The 16,602-nt window shown below is 70.1% G+C and carries 18 protein-coding genes; 11 read left to right on the top strand and 7 right to left on the bottom strand.

The window, feature by feature from the left end; genetic code table 11:
• Positions 1-43: 43 nt before the first annotated feature.
• Positions 44-886 carry a DUF3097 domain-containing protein gene (locus BKA02_RS10480; RefSeq protein ID WP_179433826.1) on the bottom strand — a complete coding sequence of 281 codons (843 nt, stop codon included), beginning with the start codon at positions 884-886 and terminating at the stop codon, positions 44-46.
• Positions 887-1,016: 130 nt separating this feature from the next.
• Between BKA02_RS10480 and BKA02_RS10475 the strand changes: the two genes are divergently transcribed.
• From BKA02_RS10475 to BKA02_RS10460, 4 genes are all read left to right on the top strand, one after another.
• Positions 1,017-3,026 (top strand): TPM domain-containing protein, encoded by a 2,010-nt coding sequence (locus BKA02_RS10475; RefSeq protein WP_246286016.1) that lies wholly within the window; start codon positions 1,017-1,019, stop codon positions 3,024-3,026.
• A gap of 72 nt (positions 3,027-3,098) precedes the next feature.
• The gene (locus BKA02_RS10470; protein WP_179433824.1) at positions 3,099-3,842 is read left to right on the top strand and encodes a PspA/IM30 family protein; all 744 of its coding nucleotides are present in this window, start codon (positions 3,099-3,101) and stop codon (positions 3,840-3,842) included.
• A 72-nt stretch (positions 3,843-3,914) separates the two neighbouring features.
• A complete protein-coding gene (locus BKA02_RS10465; protein ID WP_179433822.1) occupies positions 3,915-4,727 on the top strand; it encodes an arginase family protein in 813 nt (270 codons plus the stop codon).
• Positions 4,724-5,215, top strand: a complete 492-nt coding sequence (locus BKA02_RS10460; protein ID WP_218844527.1) for a Fe-S oxidoreductase — start codon at positions 4,724-4,726, stop codon at positions 5,213-5,215. Before BKA02_RS10465 ends, BKA02_RS10460 begins: the two co-directional genes overlap by 4 nt.
• On the opposite strand, the gene BKA02_RS10455 is transcribed toward BKA02_RS10460, so the two are convergent.
• The 3 genes from BKA02_RS10455 to BKA02_RS10445 form a co-directional block, all read right to left on the bottom strand.
• Positions 5,197-5,685, bottom strand: coding sequence for an SIP domain-containing protein (locus tag BKA02_RS10455; RefSeq protein WP_179433820.1), 489 nt, complete (start codon positions 5,683-5,685; stop codon positions 5,197-5,199). The genes BKA02_RS10460 and BKA02_RS10455 overlap by 19 nt on opposite strands.
• A 98-nt stretch (positions 5,686-5,783) precedes the next feature.
• Positions 5,784-6,482, bottom strand: coding sequence for a tyrosine-protein phosphatase (locus BKA02_RS10450; RefSeq protein ID WP_343045393.1), 699 nt, complete (start codon positions 6,480-6,482; stop codon positions 5,784-5,786).
• 2 nt (positions 6,483-6,484) lie between these two features.
• Entirely contained in the window at positions 6,485-6,952 is a 468-nt protein-coding gene (locus BKA02_RS10445; protein ID WP_179433816.1) for a carboxymuconolactone decarboxylase family protein, read from the bottom strand.
• Between the two features lie 190 nt (positions 6,953-7,142).
• On the opposite strand from BKA02_RS10445, the gene BKA02_RS10440 reads away from it, so the two are divergent.
• From BKA02_RS10440 to BKA02_RS10415, 6 genes are read left to right on the top strand one after another with little or no spacing between them, the layout of a single operon-like run.
• Positions 7,143-8,111 (top strand): alpha/beta fold hydrolase, encoded by a 969-nt coding sequence (locus BKA02_RS10440; RefSeq protein ID WP_343045392.1) that lies wholly within the window; start codon positions 7,143-7,145, stop codon positions 8,109-8,111.
• Positions 8,108-9,610: an ABC transporter substrate-binding protein gene (locus BKA02_RS10435; protein WP_179433814.1), complete on the top strand. Its 1,503-nt coding sequence runs from the start codon at positions 8,108-8,110 to the stop codon at positions 9,608-9,610. The genes BKA02_RS10440 and BKA02_RS10435 overlap by 4 nt, the downstream gene beginning before the upstream one ends.
• Positions 9,611-9,661: 51 nt before the next feature.
• Complete coding sequence (locus BKA02_RS10430; RefSeq protein ID WP_179433812.1) at positions 9,662-10,612, top strand: ABC transporter permease subunit; 951 nt, start codon at positions 9,662-9,664, stop codon at positions 10,610-10,612.
• A complete protein-coding gene (locus BKA02_RS10425; RefSeq protein WP_179433810.1) occupies positions 10,609-11,520 on the top strand; it encodes an ABC transporter permease in 912 nt (303 codons plus the stop codon). Before BKA02_RS10430 ends, BKA02_RS10425 begins: the two co-directional genes overlap by 4 nt.
• Positions 11,517-12,311: an ATP-binding cassette domain-containing protein gene (locus tag BKA02_RS10420; RefSeq protein ID WP_179433808.1), complete on the top strand. Its 795-nt coding sequence runs from the start codon at positions 11,517-11,519 to the stop codon at positions 12,309-12,311. The genes BKA02_RS10425 and BKA02_RS10420 overlap by 4 nt, the downstream gene beginning before the upstream one ends.
• A complete protein-coding gene (locus tag BKA02_RS10415) occupies positions 12,308-13,099 on the top strand; it encodes an ABC transporter ATP-binding protein (RefSeq protein ID WP_179433806.1) in 792 nt (263 codons plus the stop codon). The genes BKA02_RS10420 and BKA02_RS10415 overlap by 4 nt, the downstream gene beginning before the upstream one ends.
• 18 nt (positions 13,100-13,117) lie before the next feature.
• On the opposite strand, the gene BKA02_RS10410 is transcribed toward BKA02_RS10415, so the two are convergent.
• From BKA02_RS10410 to BKA02_RS10400, 3 genes are read right to left on the bottom strand one after another with little or no spacing between them, the layout of a single operon-like run.
• Entirely contained in the window at positions 13,118-13,627 is a 510-nt protein-coding gene (locus BKA02_RS10410) for a GNAT family N-acetyltransferase (RefSeq protein ID WP_179433804.1), read from the bottom strand.
• Positions 13,624-14,313, bottom strand: coding sequence for a uracil-DNA glycosylase (locus BKA02_RS10405; protein ID WP_179433802.1), 690 nt, complete (start codon positions 14,311-14,313; stop codon positions 13,624-13,626). The genes BKA02_RS10410 and BKA02_RS10405 overlap by 4 nt, the downstream gene beginning before the upstream one ends.
• Before the next feature lie 4 nt (positions 14,314-14,317).
• Positions 14,318-15,100: an SDR family oxidoreductase gene (locus BKA02_RS10400; RefSeq protein ID WP_179433800.1), complete on the bottom strand. Its 783-nt coding sequence runs from the start codon at positions 15,098-15,100 to the stop codon at positions 14,318-14,320.
• A gap of 177 nt (positions 15,101-15,277) precedes the next feature.
• On the opposite strand from BKA02_RS10400, the gene BKA02_RS10395 reads away from it, so the two are divergent.
• On the top strand, positions 15,278-16,600 hold the full coding sequence (locus BKA02_RS10395; protein WP_179433798.1) for a bifunctional o-acetylhomoserine/o-acetylserine sulfhydrylase: 1,323 nt from the start codon (positions 15,278-15,280) through the stop codon (positions 16,598-16,600).
• Positions 16,601-16,602: the final 2 nt, after the last annotated feature.

Here is a 16,602-nt window from a genome sequence, read left to right as displayed (position 1 = left end):
TGTTCTGGCCCCATCTCTGGCATCGTCCCAGCGTATCGGCGGCTCAGGCCCCGACCGGCTCGGTCACGAAGTCGATGAGCTCCTCGACGCGGCCCAGCAGCGACGGCTCGAGGTCGCGGTACGTCGAGACGCGGGCGAGGATGCGCTTCCACGCGTACGCGATGTCGGTCTGGGTCTCGGCGGGCCAGCCGAAGGCGCGGCACACCCCGACCTTCCACTCCGTGCCGCGCGGGATCTCCGGCCATGCGCGGATCCCCATCGCCGCGGGGGTCACGCACTGCCACACGTCGATGAAGGGATGGCCCACGATGCGCAGATGCGCGCCGTGCGGACCGCGCAGGATCTGCTCCGCGATGCGCGACTCCTTCGATCCCGGAACGAGATGGTCCACGAGCACTCCGTATCGACGCGTGCGATCGGGCGGTGCGACGCTCAGGAGGTCATCGAGCAGATCGATCCCCTCCAGGTACTCCACGACCACGCCCTCCACCCGCAGATCGTGGCCCCACACCTTCTCGACCAGCTCGGCGTCGTGCCGCCCCTCGACCAGGATGCGGCTCGGCCGCGCGATACGCGCGCGGGTGTCGTCGGCGGCGAACGATCCGGAGGCGGTGCGGGCGCGGACATCCGCCGCCGCACGCGGAAGGGTCAGCAGCACCGGTTCGCCGTCGATCATGAAACCCGCGCCGAGCGGGAACTGCCGACGGCGGCCGTGCCGATCCTCCAGCTCGACGAGCCGTCCCTCCACGCGGGTGACGGCGCCGCAGAACCCGTCCGCGGCCACCTCGACGACCAGGCCCGGCGCGGCGGGCGTCGGCGTGGGGCGCACTGTGCCCTGATCCCGCCATCCGGACGCGAGAAAGTCGCTGCCGTACCTGTCGTCCATCCTTCCCACCCTAGGCTCGGTCGGCGCCCTGTCTTCGCCGCCACGCGGCGGCGCGCGGGGGTGTGGACGAGAGCTACCGTGAGGCGGTATCTGTGAATAGACTCACAACCGGGGAACCACGAGGGGAGCGATGATGCGGAGACGCTGGGCGATCGTGGCGGGGTTGGTGGGCGCGTTCGTCGCGATCCTCGGAGCGGGTCCGGTCGCGGCCACGCCACCGGTGACGCTGTCGTCCGGGTTCGTCACCGACGACGCCGACGTGCTCAGTGCCGCCCAGGAGTCGTCGCTCAACGAGCGGCTCACCACGCTCAGCCGTCAGGACGGACTGGACCTCTATGCCGTGTTCGTCGATGACTTCACCCAGCCCTCCGACCGCCAGCAATGGGCTGACAAGGTCGCGTACGACAACGGCCTCGGCACCACGCAGTATCTGCTCGCCGTCGCCACCGAGGGTCGTCAGTACTACATCTCGGCGGACTCGGCCGGTCCCATCAGCGAGAACCGTCTCGATGCGATCGAGCAGGAGATCGAGCCCGCTCTGCGCGACGGCGACTGGTCCGGCGCGGTCGTGAAAGCCGCAGACGGCTTCTCCAGCGGCGGTGGCGCCGCCGGAGACAGCCCGTGGGCCGGCATCCTCACGGCGTTGCTCGTGCTCGTCATCGTCGGCGCCCTCATCTGGCTGCTCGTGTCGTTCCTGCGCAAGCGCAAGGGCGCCCCCTCCGGGCGCCGCAGGAAGGCCGAGGATCTCTCCGGGCTCTCCGACGAGGAACTGACCACCCGGGCGGGCTCAGCCCTCGTGCACGCCGACGACGCGATCACCTCGAGCCGAGAGGATCTCGGATTCGCGACGGCGCAGTTCGGCGAGGAGGCGACAGCAGCGTTCACCGAGGTGGTCAAGGGCGCCGAGGCGAAGCTTTCCGAGGCGTTCTCGCTCAAGCAGAAGATCGACGACGAGATCCCGGACACGGCGGAGCAGCATCGCGCGTGGCGCATCAACATCGTGAAGCTGTGCGCCGAGATCGATCACAGCCTGGAGTCGAACGTCAAGGCCTTCGATGAGCTCCGCGACCTCGAGAAGAATGCCGAAGAGGCATTGACGCGGGTCACCGAGCAACGCGCCCGCACGCAGGAGGCCGTCACCGCTGCTCCGGCCGCGCTCTCCGAGCTCCAGCAGAGCTACGACGCCGCGGCCCTCAGCACGGTCACCGAGAATCCGGAGCACGCGGCCAGCCGGCTCGAACTCGCCGATGCGCACATCGCCGAGGCGGAGAAGCTGCTGGCCGACGGTAAGCGCGGCGAGGCCGCGTTCGCCATCCGCACCGCCGAGGAAGGCGTCGTGCAGGCGCAGCAGTTGGCCGACGCCATCGGCTCGCTGGGCAAGGATCTCACCGCCAGCGAGCAGAAGGCGAAAGCCCTCATCTCCGACCTCGAGCAGGACCTCGCCGCCGCGGCCTCCATGCCCGCCACCGCGGAGCTCGAAGAGGTGACCACAGCCACACGTGCGCTGCTGTCACGGGCGCGCGAGAACCTCAGCGGAGCCTCGCGCAGCCCGCAGGTGGTGCTCGAGGCCCTGACGGCCGTGAACACCCGGATCGACGCCACGATGGAAGGCATCCGCGGAGCGCAGGAGCGCGCCGCCCGGGCGCGCCAGGTGCTCGACCACACGATGCTGCAGGCCCAGGCGCAGATCTCGGCGGCGAACGACTTCATCGTCACCCGCCGCGGCACCATCGGCGCCACCGCCCGCACACGGGCGGCCGAGGCCACCGCCGAGTACGGCAAGGCAGAAGCTCTGCGCACCTCGGATCCGGAGGAGTCGCTGCAGCACGCCACCCGAGCGATCGAGCTCGCCCAGCAGGCCATCGCGGCGGCGCAGAGCGACGTCTCCGGCTTCGACACCGGCTTCGGTGGCGGCGGCCTCGGTGGCGGCTGGGGCGGCGGAGGCGGAGGCAACCTCGGCGGCGACATCCTCGGCGGCATCCTCGGCGGCATCCTCGCCGGCGGTGTCGGCGGCAGCAGCTCCTCGTCCGGTTGGGGAGGCTCGGCCGGCAGCTGGCGTTCCAGCGGCGGAGGTCGAGGGTTCCGTCCGTCGAGCTTCGGCGGAGGATCCCGCGGCCGTTCCGGGGGTGGTCGCTTCTAGACGCGTGACGACCCTCCCGGATGAACCCGGAACACACATCTGAATCGACGTCCGTCATTGAAAGGAAACGACATGGTCAAGCAATCCATCTTCGGCCGCATCTCGAGCCTCATGAAGGCGAACATCAACGCGCTCCTCGATTCCGCCGAGGATCCGCAGAAGATGATCGACCAGCTCGTGCGCGACTACACCAACAACATCGCCGACGCGGAGTCGGCGATCGCCGAGACGATCGGCAATCTGCGACTGCTCGAACGCGACCACGAGGAAGACGTGCAGGCCGCCGCCGAGTGGGGCAACAAGGCGCTCGCCGCCAGCCGCAAGGCCGACGAGCTGCGCCGTTCCGGCAACGCGACCGACGCCGACAAGTTCGACAACCTCGCCAAGGTCGCCCTGCAGCGCCAGATCGGCGCCGAGAACGAGGCGAAGACGGCCGAGCCGCAGATCGCCACGCAGACCGAGATCGTCGACAAGCTCAAGAACGGCTTGAACGGCATGAAGGACAAGCTGGGCGAGCTGAAGAACAAGCGCAGCGAACTCGTCGCTCGCTCCAAGGTCGCCGAGGCGCAGAACAAGGTGCAGGACGCGGTGGGCTCGATCAACGTGCTCGACCCCACGAGCGAACTGGGCCGTTTCGAGGACAAGATCCGCCGCCAGGAGGCGCTTGCCCAGGGCAAGGCGGAGATCGCCGCGTCGTCGCTGGACGCGCAGTTCGAGAGTCTCGAAGACGTGGGCCAGCTCACCGAGGTCGAGGCCCGGCTCGCCGAGCTGAAGTCCGGGGGTTCCGCACCGAAGGCCGCCATCGAAGCCGAGTGACCCTCGAAGGCGGATGCCGTCGGCGCGAGCCGCGGCATCCGCCTTCCTCCGTCCCGACCCACGGATGACACCATGACCCGCTTCGTCGTCGTACCGCAGTGGCAGGGCTCCCCCGCCGCGCGGGCGATGCTGCTCACCGACGGCGCCTCGGCGATCGCCGGTGACCTTCCCCGCGCCCACACGACGGTGCTCGACATCCCGCTCGAAGCGGGCGACACCGAGGGCACCGCCGTGCAACGCCTGAGCAGCCTGCGACGGATCCGCGCTCTGGTCGAAGACGCCGTGCGGACCGCGAACGAGCCGGTGGTCGCGATCGGCGGCGACTGCGGTGTGAGCGTGGGCGCGATCGGCGCCCTCCCCGGCGCACTCGACGACGTCGCCCTGATCTGGTGCGATGCGCATCCCGATCTGCACACCCCCGCGACCTCGCCGTCGGGCGCGTACTCCGGCATGGCGCTGCGGGCCGCCCTCGGCGATCCCGACTCCCCGTTGCCGGGTCGCGCCGGCCTCTCGCCGGATCGGGTGATCCTCGTCGGTGCACGCGTCGCGGAAGACGCCGAGGAGGACCACCTGACCGGGTCCGGAATCACCCGCGTCGACGATCTGACGAGCCCCGATGTCCTCGCCCATGCTGTCGCCGCCACCGGCGCCGCACGCGTGTACGTGCACATCGACGTCGATGTCATCGATCCCGCCGAGTTCGCCGGGGTCTCCGCCCCCGCCCCGTTCGGAATCGCCGTGGCCGACCTCGTCGCGGCCCTGCGCGCCGTGCGCGCGCGGGCGCCGATCGCCGGCGCCACCATCGCGGGCTTCGCCCCGCGCTCCCCCGTCGCCGCCGTCGATGACCTCGGCGCCGTGCTGCGCCTGATCGGCGCGGTGGCATGACCGACTCCTCCTCACGATCCGGCGACACGACGCCGCTCGAGACGATCCACGCCCGCGCCGACGAGATCCTCGCCCGCGGGCGCCGGTTCGACCGGCGCATCCCGTCATTCCTGTTGCGCTCCCCGCTCACCCGGCTCGGGTACCTGTGGGGCACGGCCGTCGGCTGGATCTGGGGCGGCCTGTGGAGCACCGGTCCGATCAAACGGCGCGAAGGTCTGTGGGTGTTCCGCGGCATGCCGGAATGGACCTTCGGCCGCGGCGGCGTGTGCGTGGGCGGCTGCTTCCTCACCGGTGATGCCGAACCCGATGAACGGATGCTCCGCCACGAGCGCGTGCACAAGGCGCAGTGGCTGCGCTACGGCGCTGCCATGCCGGTCCTGTACGCCCTGGCTGGAAGGGATCCGCTGCAGAACCGCTTCGAGATCGAAGCGGGGCTCGCCGACGGGAACTACCTCCCTCGGCAGCGTCGTCAGACGCTCAGGCCGTAGCGCTCGGGCGCGTGGATCGCCGCGGGATCCACTCCGAGGTCTTTCAGGTGGTCGACGATGTCGGCGGTGCCGAGGTAGCCGCCCAACAGCGTGACGTGAGTCTCCGGGGTGTCTCGCTGCGCATCCTCATCCGCATCGCAGAGCATCTCGTCGGCCCACGCGGTGACGGCGCGTGTGAGCGCGGCACCGGTCGCACATCGACGGCTGCTGCCCGGCTCACCCGAGCGCGAGGCACGCGGCAGCCAGGTGATCGTCATCCGCGGCGGAACGGCGATCGCGGCGATCTGGTCGGCATCGGCGACCTCGACGAACACGCGACCCGTGGCGCACAGAGGCAGAGTCGCGATGAGCGCCTCGAGCTCGACCAGCGAGTTCTCATCGGCGGTGACCAGGTGCTGCGCCCGCGGACGCCGACGAGACGCGCGGCGCTGGGCGCGAATGCTCGTGGCGGTCGGTGCGGGGTATGTCATGGTGAATCCAGGATAGCACCACGCAAAGGGTTGCCTAACCTTGTCTATCCGAATCACCCCTTGTCCGGCGAATCGTCTGTCCGACGAATCGTCGCAGCTCAGTCCACGAGCGCCGCGGTCAGTTCCCTCAGCTCTGCGGCGCTGAGACCGGCATCAAGCAGATACTGCGCCGCGGAGCCGTGGTTCCGATCGATCTCGTCCAGCAGCGCCTGCATGATCGGGGCGGGCGAGCGCGTGGCCAGCGCCGCGGCGTTTCGCGCCTCAGGATGCTGAGCAAGCACGCGCGCTTCGATCTGGCTGCGACGCTCCGGCGGCATGAGGGTCTCGGTCAGCGCGTAGTCCGCGACGACCGCGTCGCGATCGGCACCCACTGCGGACAGCGCCAAGGCGATGCTCACGCCCGTGCGATCCTTGCCCGCCGTGCAGTGCACGAGCGTCGGCTCTCCGGCGGCGATCACGCGCACAACCTCGACCAGCCGGTGTGCGGACTGCTCGATGAGGCCGCGGTACATCCCTTCCAGGCTCACATCGTCGGTGAAGAACGATGCCACCGATCCGAGGAACAGCGGCACCCGGGTGATGGCGACACCCTGCAGCGCCGACGGCTGATGACGCACCTCGACATCATCGCGGAGGTCGACGATCCGTCGCACGCGCGCGCGCAGCATCGTGCCGCCCTCGATCGTGAGCCCGGCGAGCTGACCGGAGCGGAAGAGCACCCCGCTGCGGATGCGCCCATCGCCGACGGGGATGCCGCCGACGTCGCGGAGGTTGACGGCGCCGGGAAGCTCGAGCACGCTCACGATGCGGTGCGCGGCGGAACGGGATAGCGACCCGCCACGACGATGCGGTTGAAGGCGTTGATCGAGACGCACAGCCAGCTGAGCGCGGCGTACTCTTTCTCGGTGAAGACGCTGCCCACCTTGTTGTACACCTCGTCCGAAACCCCCTCGTCGTGGATGAAGGTGAAGGCCTCGGCGAGCTCGAGAGCGGCGCACTCGCGATCCGAGAACACGCCCGATTCCCGCCACGCGGGGATCTGGGTCAGGGTGTCGACGTCGACACCCGCCTCGGTGGCGCGGTCGACGTGGATGCGAGTGCAGTACGCGCAGCCGTTGAGCTGGGAGCAGTGGATGAGCACGAGCTCGCGTAGCCGGGCATCGATGCCCGCCTCGTCGCAGATCCCGCCCACGGTCTTGGAGAACTCGTCGAGGGCGCGGTAAGCGCTCGGCTCGGTCCTGGACAGGTGCACACGCGTCTCGCTCATGCCGCCAGCCTACCCAGCCGGCCTCTCGTCGGCTCGGATCGAGGAAGGTCCGGCCACGAGTTCAGGAAGAATCCTGAATGCACAGAGAAACCCCCTTATGCATTGTCATATTTGCAAACTGTTACGGTCATGAGTTGGCAATCTGCTAGACGGTTTCACGCGCCCCCTCGCGCAGGAGCAGAATGAGCGCGTGCCCACAGAGACGACGGAATTCTCCTTCCTCGCGCGCCAGGCGGATGAGCTGTCCGCGACCGTGCCCCACGTCCGACGATCCACGATGACGCTCGCCGACGACCGCGAACTGAGCGCGCTCCGCTTCGGCGACGACCCTCCCCTCGTGACCTTCCTGCACGGCGCCGGGCTGAACGCGCACACGTGGGATGCCACGATCCTCGCCCTGGGCCTGCCCGCCCTCGCCATCGATCTGCCGGGGCACGGCGACTCGTCGTGGAAGGACGACGCCGACTACGCCGGCGGCTCCCTCGCCGCCGACGTCGCCGCAGGACTGGACGAGTGGACGGAGCAGCCGCAGATCGTCGTCGGTCAATCGCTGGGCGGCCTCACCGGCGCAGCGCTCGCGGCCGAGCGGCCCGACCTCGTGCGCGAGCTCGTCATCATCGACATCACACCCGGTATCGACACCTCGGGCGGTCCCGCCGCCCTGCGCGCGTTCTACGCGGTGACCGACTTCGCCTCCCGCGAGGAGCTCGTCGAGCACGCGTTGAGCTTCGGGCTCGGCGGCAACCGCGCGAACACCGAACGCGGTGTCTTCCTGAACAGCCGCATCCGCGACGACGGGCGAGTCGAGTGGAAGCACCATTTCGCCCGGCTCGCCTCGCGCGCCTTCGCCGCTCCCTCCCCCGCCGACACCGCACCGCAGGCAAGCCCCGGAGCCGCGCCGGTGCTGCGCGACAGCGGATGGGACGACCTGGCTGCCGTCACCGCGCCGATCACGCTCGTGCGCGCCGAGCAGGGCTTCGTGTCCGCCGGCGATGCTGACGAGTTCGCACGGCGACTGCCCGACGCCGCCGTCCTCAGCGTGGATGCGCCGCACAACGCGCAGGAGACCGCGGCTCGCGAACTCGCCGAGATCATCCGCGCCGCCGTACAGCCCGATTCCACTGAGCAGCCCCACCCCACCGAGAGGATCACTCCATGACCCGCCGATCCGCGAGCCTCGCCCTGATCACCGGCCTGGCCGCCGCCCTGGCGCTGAGCGGGTGCGCGGGCTCCGCGAGCCCCGAACCGACCGGAACCGTCGATCCCGATGCGACGCTCACCGTCGGGCTCGTGCTCGAGCCGACAAACCTCGACATCCGCCACACCAGCGGCGCGGCGCTGGAGCAGCTCCTCATCGACAACGTCTACGAGGGACTGGTCACCCGCACCCAGGGCAACGAGATCACTGAGCGGCTGGCCTCGTCGTACACGGTCTCCGACGACGGGCTCACCTACACATTCACGCTGAACGACGGCATCGTCTTCCACAGCGGCACCCCGCTCACCTCGGCCGATGTCGTCGCCTCGCTGCAGGCAGTGAGGGACGACGAGTCGATGCAGGGGCACTCCGAGCTCGCCGGAGTCGCCTCCATCGCCGCCCCCGATGCCAGCACCGTCGTCATCACCCTGACCGCGCCGGATCAGAACTTCCTCTTCAGCCTCACCGGTCCGGCCGGGCTCGTCTTCCAGAACGGCGACACGACCGATCTGAAGGCCGCCGCCAACGGCACGGGGCCGTTCACGCTGGGAACGTGGCGCAAGGGCAGCTCCATCAGCCTCAACCGCAACGACGCCTACTGGGGCGAGAAGGCCGGCGTCGGCGAGGTCGTGCTCGACTACATCCCCGACTTCACGGCCGGGGTGAACGCAGCCCTCGACGGCAGCCTCGACGTGCTGACCGCCGTGGATCCGAACCTCGCCCCGCAGCTGGAGAAGAGCGGCGACTTCGTGCTCACCGAGGGGCGTACCACCGACAAGGGCACGCTCGCGTTCAACAACGCCAAGGCGCCGCTCGATGATGTGCGCGTGCGCGAGGCGCTGCGGCGGGCGATCGATCACGACGCCCTGGTCGCGGCCGTCGGCGCCGGGCAGACCATGTACGGCCCGATCCCCGAACTCGATCCGGGATACGAAGACCTCTCCGACATCGCCCCGTACGATCCGGAACGCGCCAAGGAGCTGCTGAAGGAGGCAGGTCACGAGGATCTCACGCTCACCCTGACGATCCCGAGCTTCTACGGCACGACCGTGCCCCAGGTGCTCGTGTCCGACTTCTCCAAGGTCGGCGTGACGCTCAAGGTCAACTCGGTCGAGTTCGCGACCTGGCTGGAGGACGTGTACTCGAACAAGGACTACGACCTCAGCTTCGTGCTGCACGTCGAGCCCCGCGACTTCGTGAACTTCGCCAATCCCGACTACTACTTCGGGTACGACAACCCCGAGGTGCAGTCGCTGTACGCGCAGGCGAAGGCCGAGACCGACGAGAAGAAGTCCGCCGAGCTGCTCGCGCAGGCCGCCCGGCTGGTGTCCGAGGATCACGCCGCCGACTGGCTGTACAACGGCGCGACGATCACCGCGCTCGTACCCGGGGTGCAGGGTTTCCCCGAGGACTCGATCAACTCACGGATCGACCTGCGCGGCGTGACGCTGTCGAAGTAGCAACCCGACGCCGTAGCCTCGTGACGTGAGCATGCCAGGACGCCGGATCCCGTGATCCGCTACACGCTGGTACGAGGAGCCCTGCTGATCGCCGGGCTCCTCGTCGCGAGCGCCGTGATCTTCCTCGCGCTGCGCGTGTTCCCGGGAGACGTCGCCCAGCTCATCGCGGGCAGCAAGGCCACGCCCGCGCAGGTGGATGCGCTGCGCGAGGCGCTGGGCCTGAACCGCCCGCTGCCCGTGCAGTACGCCGAGTGGATCGGCGGGCTGTTCCACGGCGATCTCGGAACCTCCCAGCTCAGCGGCGCATCGGTCGCCGAGGAGATCGCCCTCAAAGCGCAGGTGACGGTTCCGCTGATGGCCCTGTCGCTGATCATCGCGCTGCTCATCGGCGTGCCGCTCGGCATCCTCACGGCATTGCTGCGCGGTCGCCGCAGCGGCACCCTCGTGAACGTGGCCGCACAGGCCATTGCGGCCGTGCCGGTCATCTGGGCCGGCATGATGCTCGTCGTCGTCTTCGCGATCTGGCTGGGCTGGCTGCCCGCGCAAGGCTTCCCGCGCAACGGCTGGGCCGACCCGGGCCGGGCGCTGCAGGCGCTGCTGCTGCCCGCGCTCACGATCGGCGTCGTCGAGGGCGCCATGCTGCTGCGGTTCGTGCGCAGCGCGACCCTGCAGGCCTCCGGCGAGGACTTCGTGCGCACGGCGGCCGCCAAGGGCCTCACCCGCGCCCGCGCGCTCATTCTGCACGGCGTGCCCGCGGTCGGGCTCTCAGTGCTCACCGTGCTCGGCGTCCAGATCGCGGGGCTCATCGTCGGCTCGGTGGTCATCGAGCAGCTGTTCACGCTGCCCGGTATCGGGCGCATGGTCGTCGCCGACGTCGGCACGCGCGACCTCGTCAAGGTGCAGAGCGAACTGCTCGTGCTCACGGGATCCGTGCTCGTCGTCGGCTTCCTCGTCGACCTCGTGCATCACCTCATCGACCCCCGTCAGAGGGAGAGCGCATGACCCGTGCCGCATCCGTGCGCCGTTCGAGCGGCCTGCGCACCTGGCGTCACCTCTGGGCGTCCGGTGGCGGCCGCTTCAGTGTGATCGTGCTCGCCGTCGTCGTGCTCACCGCCGCCGTCTCGCTGGTCTGGATGCCGTTCGATCCGCGTACCACCGATATCGCCGCCCGATGGGGCGGGCCGGGATGGCCGCATCTGCTCGGCACCGACGGCACCGGTCGCGACCTCCTGAGCCTGATCATGGCGGGGGCCCGCACCACGGTGCTCGTCGCCGTAGGTGCGGGGGTCGTCGCCACGCTCGTCGGCGTGCTCCTGGGCGCGCTGGGCGCGCTCACGGCCCGCGGGATCCGCGAGACGGTGGCCGTGCTCGTCGACATCCTCATCGCCTTCCCCGTGCTCATCATCGCGATGATGATCTCCTCGGTCTGGGGCGGCTCGCTCTGGGTTGTGGTGTGGTCGGTCGGCATCGGCTTCGGCGTGAACATCGCCCGGGTCACACGGCCCGAGCTGCGCCGCGTGCAGCAGAGCGAGTTCGTGCTCGCCGCGCGCGCCAACGGGCTCTCCGCCCCGCAGATCCTCGCGCAGCATCTGCTGCCCAACGTCGCCCCGGTGTTCATCGTGCAGCTGTCGTGGTCGATGGCCGTGGCCGTGCTCGCCGAGGCGGGCTTGAGCTACCTCGGCTTCGGCGCCTCGGTCGTCGACCCATCGTGGGGCATCCTGCTCGCCGACCTGCAGCGTTACATCGCCGTGCATCCGCTGTCGGTCGTGTGGCCGGGACTGGCGATCACGGTCACGGTGCTCGCCCTCAACCTCCTGGGCGACGGTCTCCGCGAGGCGAGCGACCCGACCCTGCGGCACAACCCGCGCGCGGTCGCGGCCCGCTCGCACGTGCCGGCGGTGATCGCATGAGCCTCGAGGTGGAGGGCCTCTGCATCGACATCGACGGGCGCCGCGTCGTCGACGACGTCTCGTTCTCGGTGCCCGACGGTGCGCGGCTGGGCCTGATCGGTGAGTCCGGGTCGGGCAAGTCGATCACGGCGCTGGCGATCATGGGGCTGCTTCCCGACGGGGCGGTCGCGAGCGGCAGCATCCGCTGGAACGGGCGGGAGCTCATCGGCCTGCCCGACCGCGAGCTCGCCCAGTTGCGCGGCGACGAGATCGGGATGGTGTTCCAGGAGCCGCGCACCGCCCTCAACCCGATCCGCACGGCCGGGCGCCAGATCGCCGAGAGCATCCGCATCCATGAGCCGATCAGCCGGCGAGAGGCCAGGACTCGGGCGATCGCCGAGGCCGAGCGCGTGCACCTGCCCGACCCGGCGTCGCTGCTCGCGCGCTACCCGCATCAGCTCTCCGGCGGCCAGCGTCAGCGCGTGGCGATCGCCATGGCGCTGGCCGCGCGTCCCCGGCTGCTCATCGCCGACGAGCCCACGACCGCGCTGGATGTGACGATCCAGGCCGAGATCCTCGAACTGCTCCTCACGCTGGTCGAGCAGGAGGGCATGTCGTTGATCTTCATCACGCACGACCTCGCCGTGCTCGCCCAGGTCGCCACGCACGCAGTGGTGCTCGAAGACGGACGCACCGTGGAGGAGGCGCCCATCGCGCAGCTGCTGCACAGCCCCGCATCCGTCGTGGCGCAGGGCCTGCTGCGCGACGCCACCGCCACGCTGTGGCGCCCCGATGGGACGGAGACGGCATGACCGCGCCGCTCATCCGTGCGCGGGGGCTGACCCGTACCTTCCCCGCGTCGCGCGCGCACCCCTTCGCCCCCGCCCGGCGGACGATCGCGCTGGCCGACGCCGACCTCGACGTCGCCGCCGGGAGCGCGCTCGGCCTCATCGGCGAGTCCGGATCGGGCAAGTCCACCCTCGTGCGCCTGCTCCTGGGTCTGGATCGCCCGACCTCGGGCACGGTGGAGGTCGACGGACGCCCCGTGGATGCGCGCGGATCGGCCCGATCTCTGCACTGGCTGCGGCGGCAGACCGGGCTCGTCTTCCAGGATCCGCACGCCTCGCTGGATCCGCGGCAGAACGTCGCACGGATCGTCTCCGAGCCGCTGCGCGCGCTCGGGATCCCCGGCGACCACGACGACCGCGTGGCCGAGGTGCTCGTGCAGGTGGGGCTCGAGGCGGAGATGGCGGAGCGCTTTCCGCACGAGTTCTCCGGCGGTCAGCGTCAGCGCATCGCCCTGGCCAGGGCGATCGCCCATCGCCCGCGCATCCTCGTCGGCGACGAGCCGCTCTCGGCGCTCGATGTCACGGTGCGCGCGCAGGTGCTGGACGTGCTGCGCGCGCTGCGCGCCGACGGGATGACCCTCGTGCTCGTCTCGCACGACATCGGCGTGGTGCAGAATCTCTGCGATGCGGTGGCGGTGATGAAGGACGGCCGGATCGTCGAGCAGGGGTCGACCCATGATGTGCTGCACATGCCGCAGCAGGAATACACCAGGCGCCTGCTCGCCGCGATCCCCGTCATCCCGCAGGCTTAGCCGGACCCGCCGCGTCGCTCAGCGCGGCAGCGAGAGCTGGAGCATCGCTGTGTCGAGCGAGCGGCCGAACTTCACGCCCACGCGCTGCAGAGTGCCGACATCGACGAATCCGAGTCTGCGATGCAGCCGGATCGATCCTGCGGCCGATGTCGGCTCGATCACCGCGACGACCTCCCGCACTCCGGCGTCCGTCGCCGCGGAGAGCAGTGCGCGCAGGAGAGCCTCGCCGACACCGCGCCCGGTGGTCTCCGGCGCGAGGTAGATCGAGTTCTCCACGGTGAACCGGTACGCCGACTTCGGGCGGAACGGCTGCACGAGCCCGTAGCCGAGCACACCGTCGTGCTCCTCCGCAACGAGAAAGGGCAGCCCCGCCGCGACGAGCGCCGCGTGCTTGTCGCGCCACGACTCGGTCGTGCTCTCGACCTCGTCGAAGGTGACCGTGCTCTCTCGGACGTAATGGTTGTAGATGTCGCGGACGGCGATCAGGTCGTCCGGGCTCGCCGGCCGGAAATGCACTCCCTCCGTCACCGAACGGTCCAGTCGACGGGGTCGGCGCCCTGTTGCGCGAGCAGCGCGTTGACCTGCGAGAAGGGCTTCGACCCGAAGAATCCCCGGCTAGCCGACAGCGGAGACGGATGCGCCGACGCCACGATCGGCGTCTCGCCGAGCATCGGGCGAAGGCCTGCCGCATCCCTTCCCCACAGCACGGCCACCAGCGGGGTCCTCCGCGCCACGAGGGCGCGGATGGCCAGCTCTGTGACCTTCTCCCAGCCCCAGCCCCGGTGCGACGCCGGCGTGCCCGGCCGCACCGTGAGCACCCGGTTGAGCAGCAGCACTCCCTGATCGCTCCACGACGACAGATCACCGTGCGCGGCGGGGGCGATGCCCAGGTCGCTCTCCAACTCGCGGTAGATGTTCGACAGGCTACGGGGCAACGGGCGCACATCGCGGTCGACGGCGAAGGACAGGCCGATGGGATGCCCCGGCGTCGGGTATGGATCCTGGCCGACGATGAGCACCCGAACGTCGGCCAGCGGGCGGGCGAAGGCGCGGAGAACGTTCGCACCCGCGGGCAGGTAGCCGCGACCGGCCGCATTCTCGGCACGCAGCCGGTCACCGAGCTCGGCGATGAGTCCTCCGGCCGGCGCGAGGGCGTCCGCCCATCCCGGGTCGATCTGTCCGTCCGCGGCGAGCTCTGCCAGGGTGCGCGCCACCGGATCAGTCCTCGCCGCGCACGCGCAGCGGACCGCGGGCCAGCACGTGCGTCGCGGACTGGGCGACGGGGCGCATCGTGACCAGGTCGAGGTTGACGTGCCCGGGGGCGTTCAGCGCGTATCCGATCACGTCGGCGACGTCGGCCGCCACCAGCGGCGCGTCGACGCCGGAGTACACCGCCTCGGCCGCGGCGATGTCTCCGCCGAGCCGGTTGAGGGCGAACTCCGGGGTCGCCACCATGCCCGGCGCGATCTCGACGACGCGGATCGGTTCGCCGTTGAGCTCCAGGCGGAGGGCGTGCACGAGCATGGATTCCGCCGCCTTGGCGGCGTTGTACCCGCCGCCGCCGGGGTACGCGGTCTGCGCGGCGGTCGAGGTGACGAACAGCGTGTCGGCGTGGCCGCCCTCTTCCACGGATGCGCGCAGCTGCGGCAGCAGCAGGGCGACGAGGCGCTGCGCGGCGAGCACGTTCGCCTCGTACATCCAGCGCCAGTCCTCGACGACACCGTCTTCGACGCGTTCGGTGCCGCGCGCTCCGCCCGCCACGTGCACGAGGGCGTGCAGGGGACCGGAGTCGCGCAGGTGCTCGGCGAGGGCCCGCAGGTCGTCCTCGTTCGTGAGGTCGGCCGCGAAGGCCGTCGACCCGGTCTCGGCGGCGAGCGCGTCGAGCCGGTCGACCCGGCGTGCGACGCCGACCACATCCCATCCGCTCGCGCGCAACGCGCGCACGCTCGCCTCTCCGATGCCGGTGCTGGCCCCTGTCACGACGGCTCTGCGATTCGCCATGCCCCCACCGTACGACGAATCGGCACCGCGACCACTCACCGGCACCCGTGCGGCCTCGCGCGTGTTACGTCACATTTCCGATTCGTTGTTGACAACGGCCGGGATCCGTAGTCTCGGATCACGGGCTCGCCGCGGGCCCGACCACCCGACCACCGCCCGCACCTTCCAGGGGGAATCATGTCCGCACCCGAGAACTGGCGCTTCGAGACCAAGCAGATCCACTCCGGCGCCGCGCCCGACCCGACGACGAAGTCGCGGGCCACGCCGATCTACCAGACCACCTCGTACGTCTTCGACAACGCCGACCACGCCGCGAATCTGTTCGCGCTGGCCGAGTTCGGAAACATCTACACGCGCATCCAGAACCCCACGCAGGATGTGCTCGAGCAGCGCCTGGCCGCGCTCGAGGGCGGCACCGGGGCGCTCGTGCTCTCCAGCGGGCAGGCCGCCTCGACCTTCGCGATCCTCAACATCGCGCAGGCCGGCGACCACTTCGTCGCCTCCAGCTCGATCTACGGCGGCACCTACAACCTCTTCAAGTACACCCTGGCCAAGCTGGGCATCGAGGTCACCTTCGTCGAGGACCAGGACGACATCGAGGAGTGGCGCCGCGCCGTGCGCCCGAACACGAAGCTCCTGTTCGCCGAGACCATCGGCAACCCGCGCATCAACGTGCTCGACATCCGCGCCGTCGCCGACGTCGCCCACGAGAACGGCGTGCCGCTCATCGTCGACAACACGATCGCGACTCCGTACCTCATCCGTCCGTTCGAGCACGGCGCCGACATCGTCGTCCACTCGGTCACCAAGTTCCTCGGCGGTCACGGCACCACCATCGGCGGCGTCGTCATCGACGGCGGAAAGTTCGAATGGTCCAAGAACGTCGAGAAGTTCCCCGGCCTCACCGAGCCCGACCCCTCGTACCACGGCGCGAGCTACACCACCGCGGTGGGCGACGGACTGGCGTACATCATCAAGGCCCGCGTGCAGCTTCTGCGCGACCTGGGCTCGGCCATCGCGCCGCAGAGCGCCTGGAACCTCATCCAGGGCGTTGAGACGCTGTCGCTGCGCATCGAGCGCCACGTGCAGAACGCGCAGGAGATCGCCGAGTGGCTCGACGGCCTCGACGACGTCGCCTCGGTCAACTACTCCGGCCTGCCCACCTCGCCCTGGTACGCCAAGGCGAACGAGTACGCGCCCAAGGGCGTCGGCGCTGTGCTGTCGTTCGAACTGAAGGGCGGCGTGGAGGCCGGCCGCGAGTTCGTCAACAACCTGTCGCTGTTCAGCCACCTCGCCAACATCGGCGACGTGCGCTCGCTCGTCATCCACCCCGCCTCGACGACGCACTCGCAGCTCACCCCGGAGCAGCAGCTCACGGCCGGCGTGACGCCGGGTCTCGTGCGCCTGTCGGTGGGGCTGGAGAACGTCGACGACCTTAAGGCCGACCTCGAGCAGGCCCTGGCCGCCGCGCGCTCGGTCTCCGAGGCCGCCCGCGCCTGACT

The sequence above is a fragment of the Microbacterium pseudoresistens genome, assembly GCF_013409745.1.
GTDB lineage: Bacteria > Actinomycetota > Actinomycetes > Actinomycetales > Microbacteriaceae > Microbacterium > Microbacterium pseudoresistens.
Note: the sequence above shows the minus strand (reverse complement) of the source record. Positions and strands in the feature narration are given on the sequence as shown.

What these genes read in the sequence shown, in the direction of transcription:
- BKA02_RS10480 (WP_179433826.1), bottom strand. Translation starts at nt 886, where the DNA reads ATGGACGACAGGTACGGCAGCGACTTTCTCGCGTCCGGATGGCGGGAT.
- BKA02_RS10475 (WP_246286016.1), top strand. Translation starts at nt 1,017, where the DNA reads ATGATGCGGAGACGCTGGGCGATCGTGGCGGGGTTGGTGGGCGCGTTC.
- BKA02_RS10470 (WP_179433824.1), top strand. Translation starts at nt 3,099, where the DNA reads ATGGTCAAGCAATCCATCTTCGGCCGCATCTCGAGCCTCATGAAGGCG.
- BKA02_RS10465 (WP_179433822.1), top strand. Translation starts at nt 3,915, where the DNA reads ATGACCCGCTTCGTCGTCGTACCGCAGTGGCAGGGCTCCCCCGCCGCG.
- BKA02_RS10460 (WP_218844527.1), top strand. Translation starts at nt 4,724, where the DNA reads ATGACCGACTCCTCCTCACGATCCGGCGACACGACGCCGCTCGAGACG.
- BKA02_RS10455 (WP_179433820.1), bottom strand. Translation starts at nt 5,685, where the DNA reads ATGACATACCCCGCACCGACCGCCACGAGCATTCGCGCCCAGCGCCGC.
- BKA02_RS10445 (WP_179433816.1), bottom strand. Translation starts at nt 6,952, where the DNA reads ATGAGCGAGACGCGTGTGCACCTGTCCAGGACCGAGCCGAGCGCTTAC.
- BKA02_RS10435 (WP_179433814.1), top strand. Translation starts at nt 8,108, where the DNA reads ATGACCCGCCGATCCGCGAGCCTCGCCCTGATCACCGGCCTGGCCGCC.
- BKA02_RS10425 (WP_179433810.1), top strand. Translation starts at nt 10,609, where the DNA reads ATGACCCGTGCCGCATCCGTGCGCCGTTCGAGCGGCCTGCGCACCTGG.
- BKA02_RS10420 (WP_179433808.1), top strand. Translation starts at nt 11,517, where the DNA reads ATGAGCCTCGAGGTGGAGGGCCTCTGCATCGACATCGACGGGCGCCGC.
- BKA02_RS10415 (WP_179433806.1), top strand. Translation starts at nt 12,308, where the DNA reads ATGACCGCGCCGCTCATCCGTGCGCGGGGGCTGACCCGTACCTTCCCC.
- BKA02_RS10400 (WP_179433800.1), bottom strand. Translation starts at nt 15,100, where the DNA reads ATGGCGAATCGCAGAGCCGTCGTGACAGGGGCCAGCACCGGCATCGGA.
- BKA02_RS10395 (WP_179433798.1), top strand. Translation starts at nt 15,278, where the DNA reads ATGTCCGCACCCGAGAACTGGCGCTTCGAGACCAAGCAGATCCACTCC.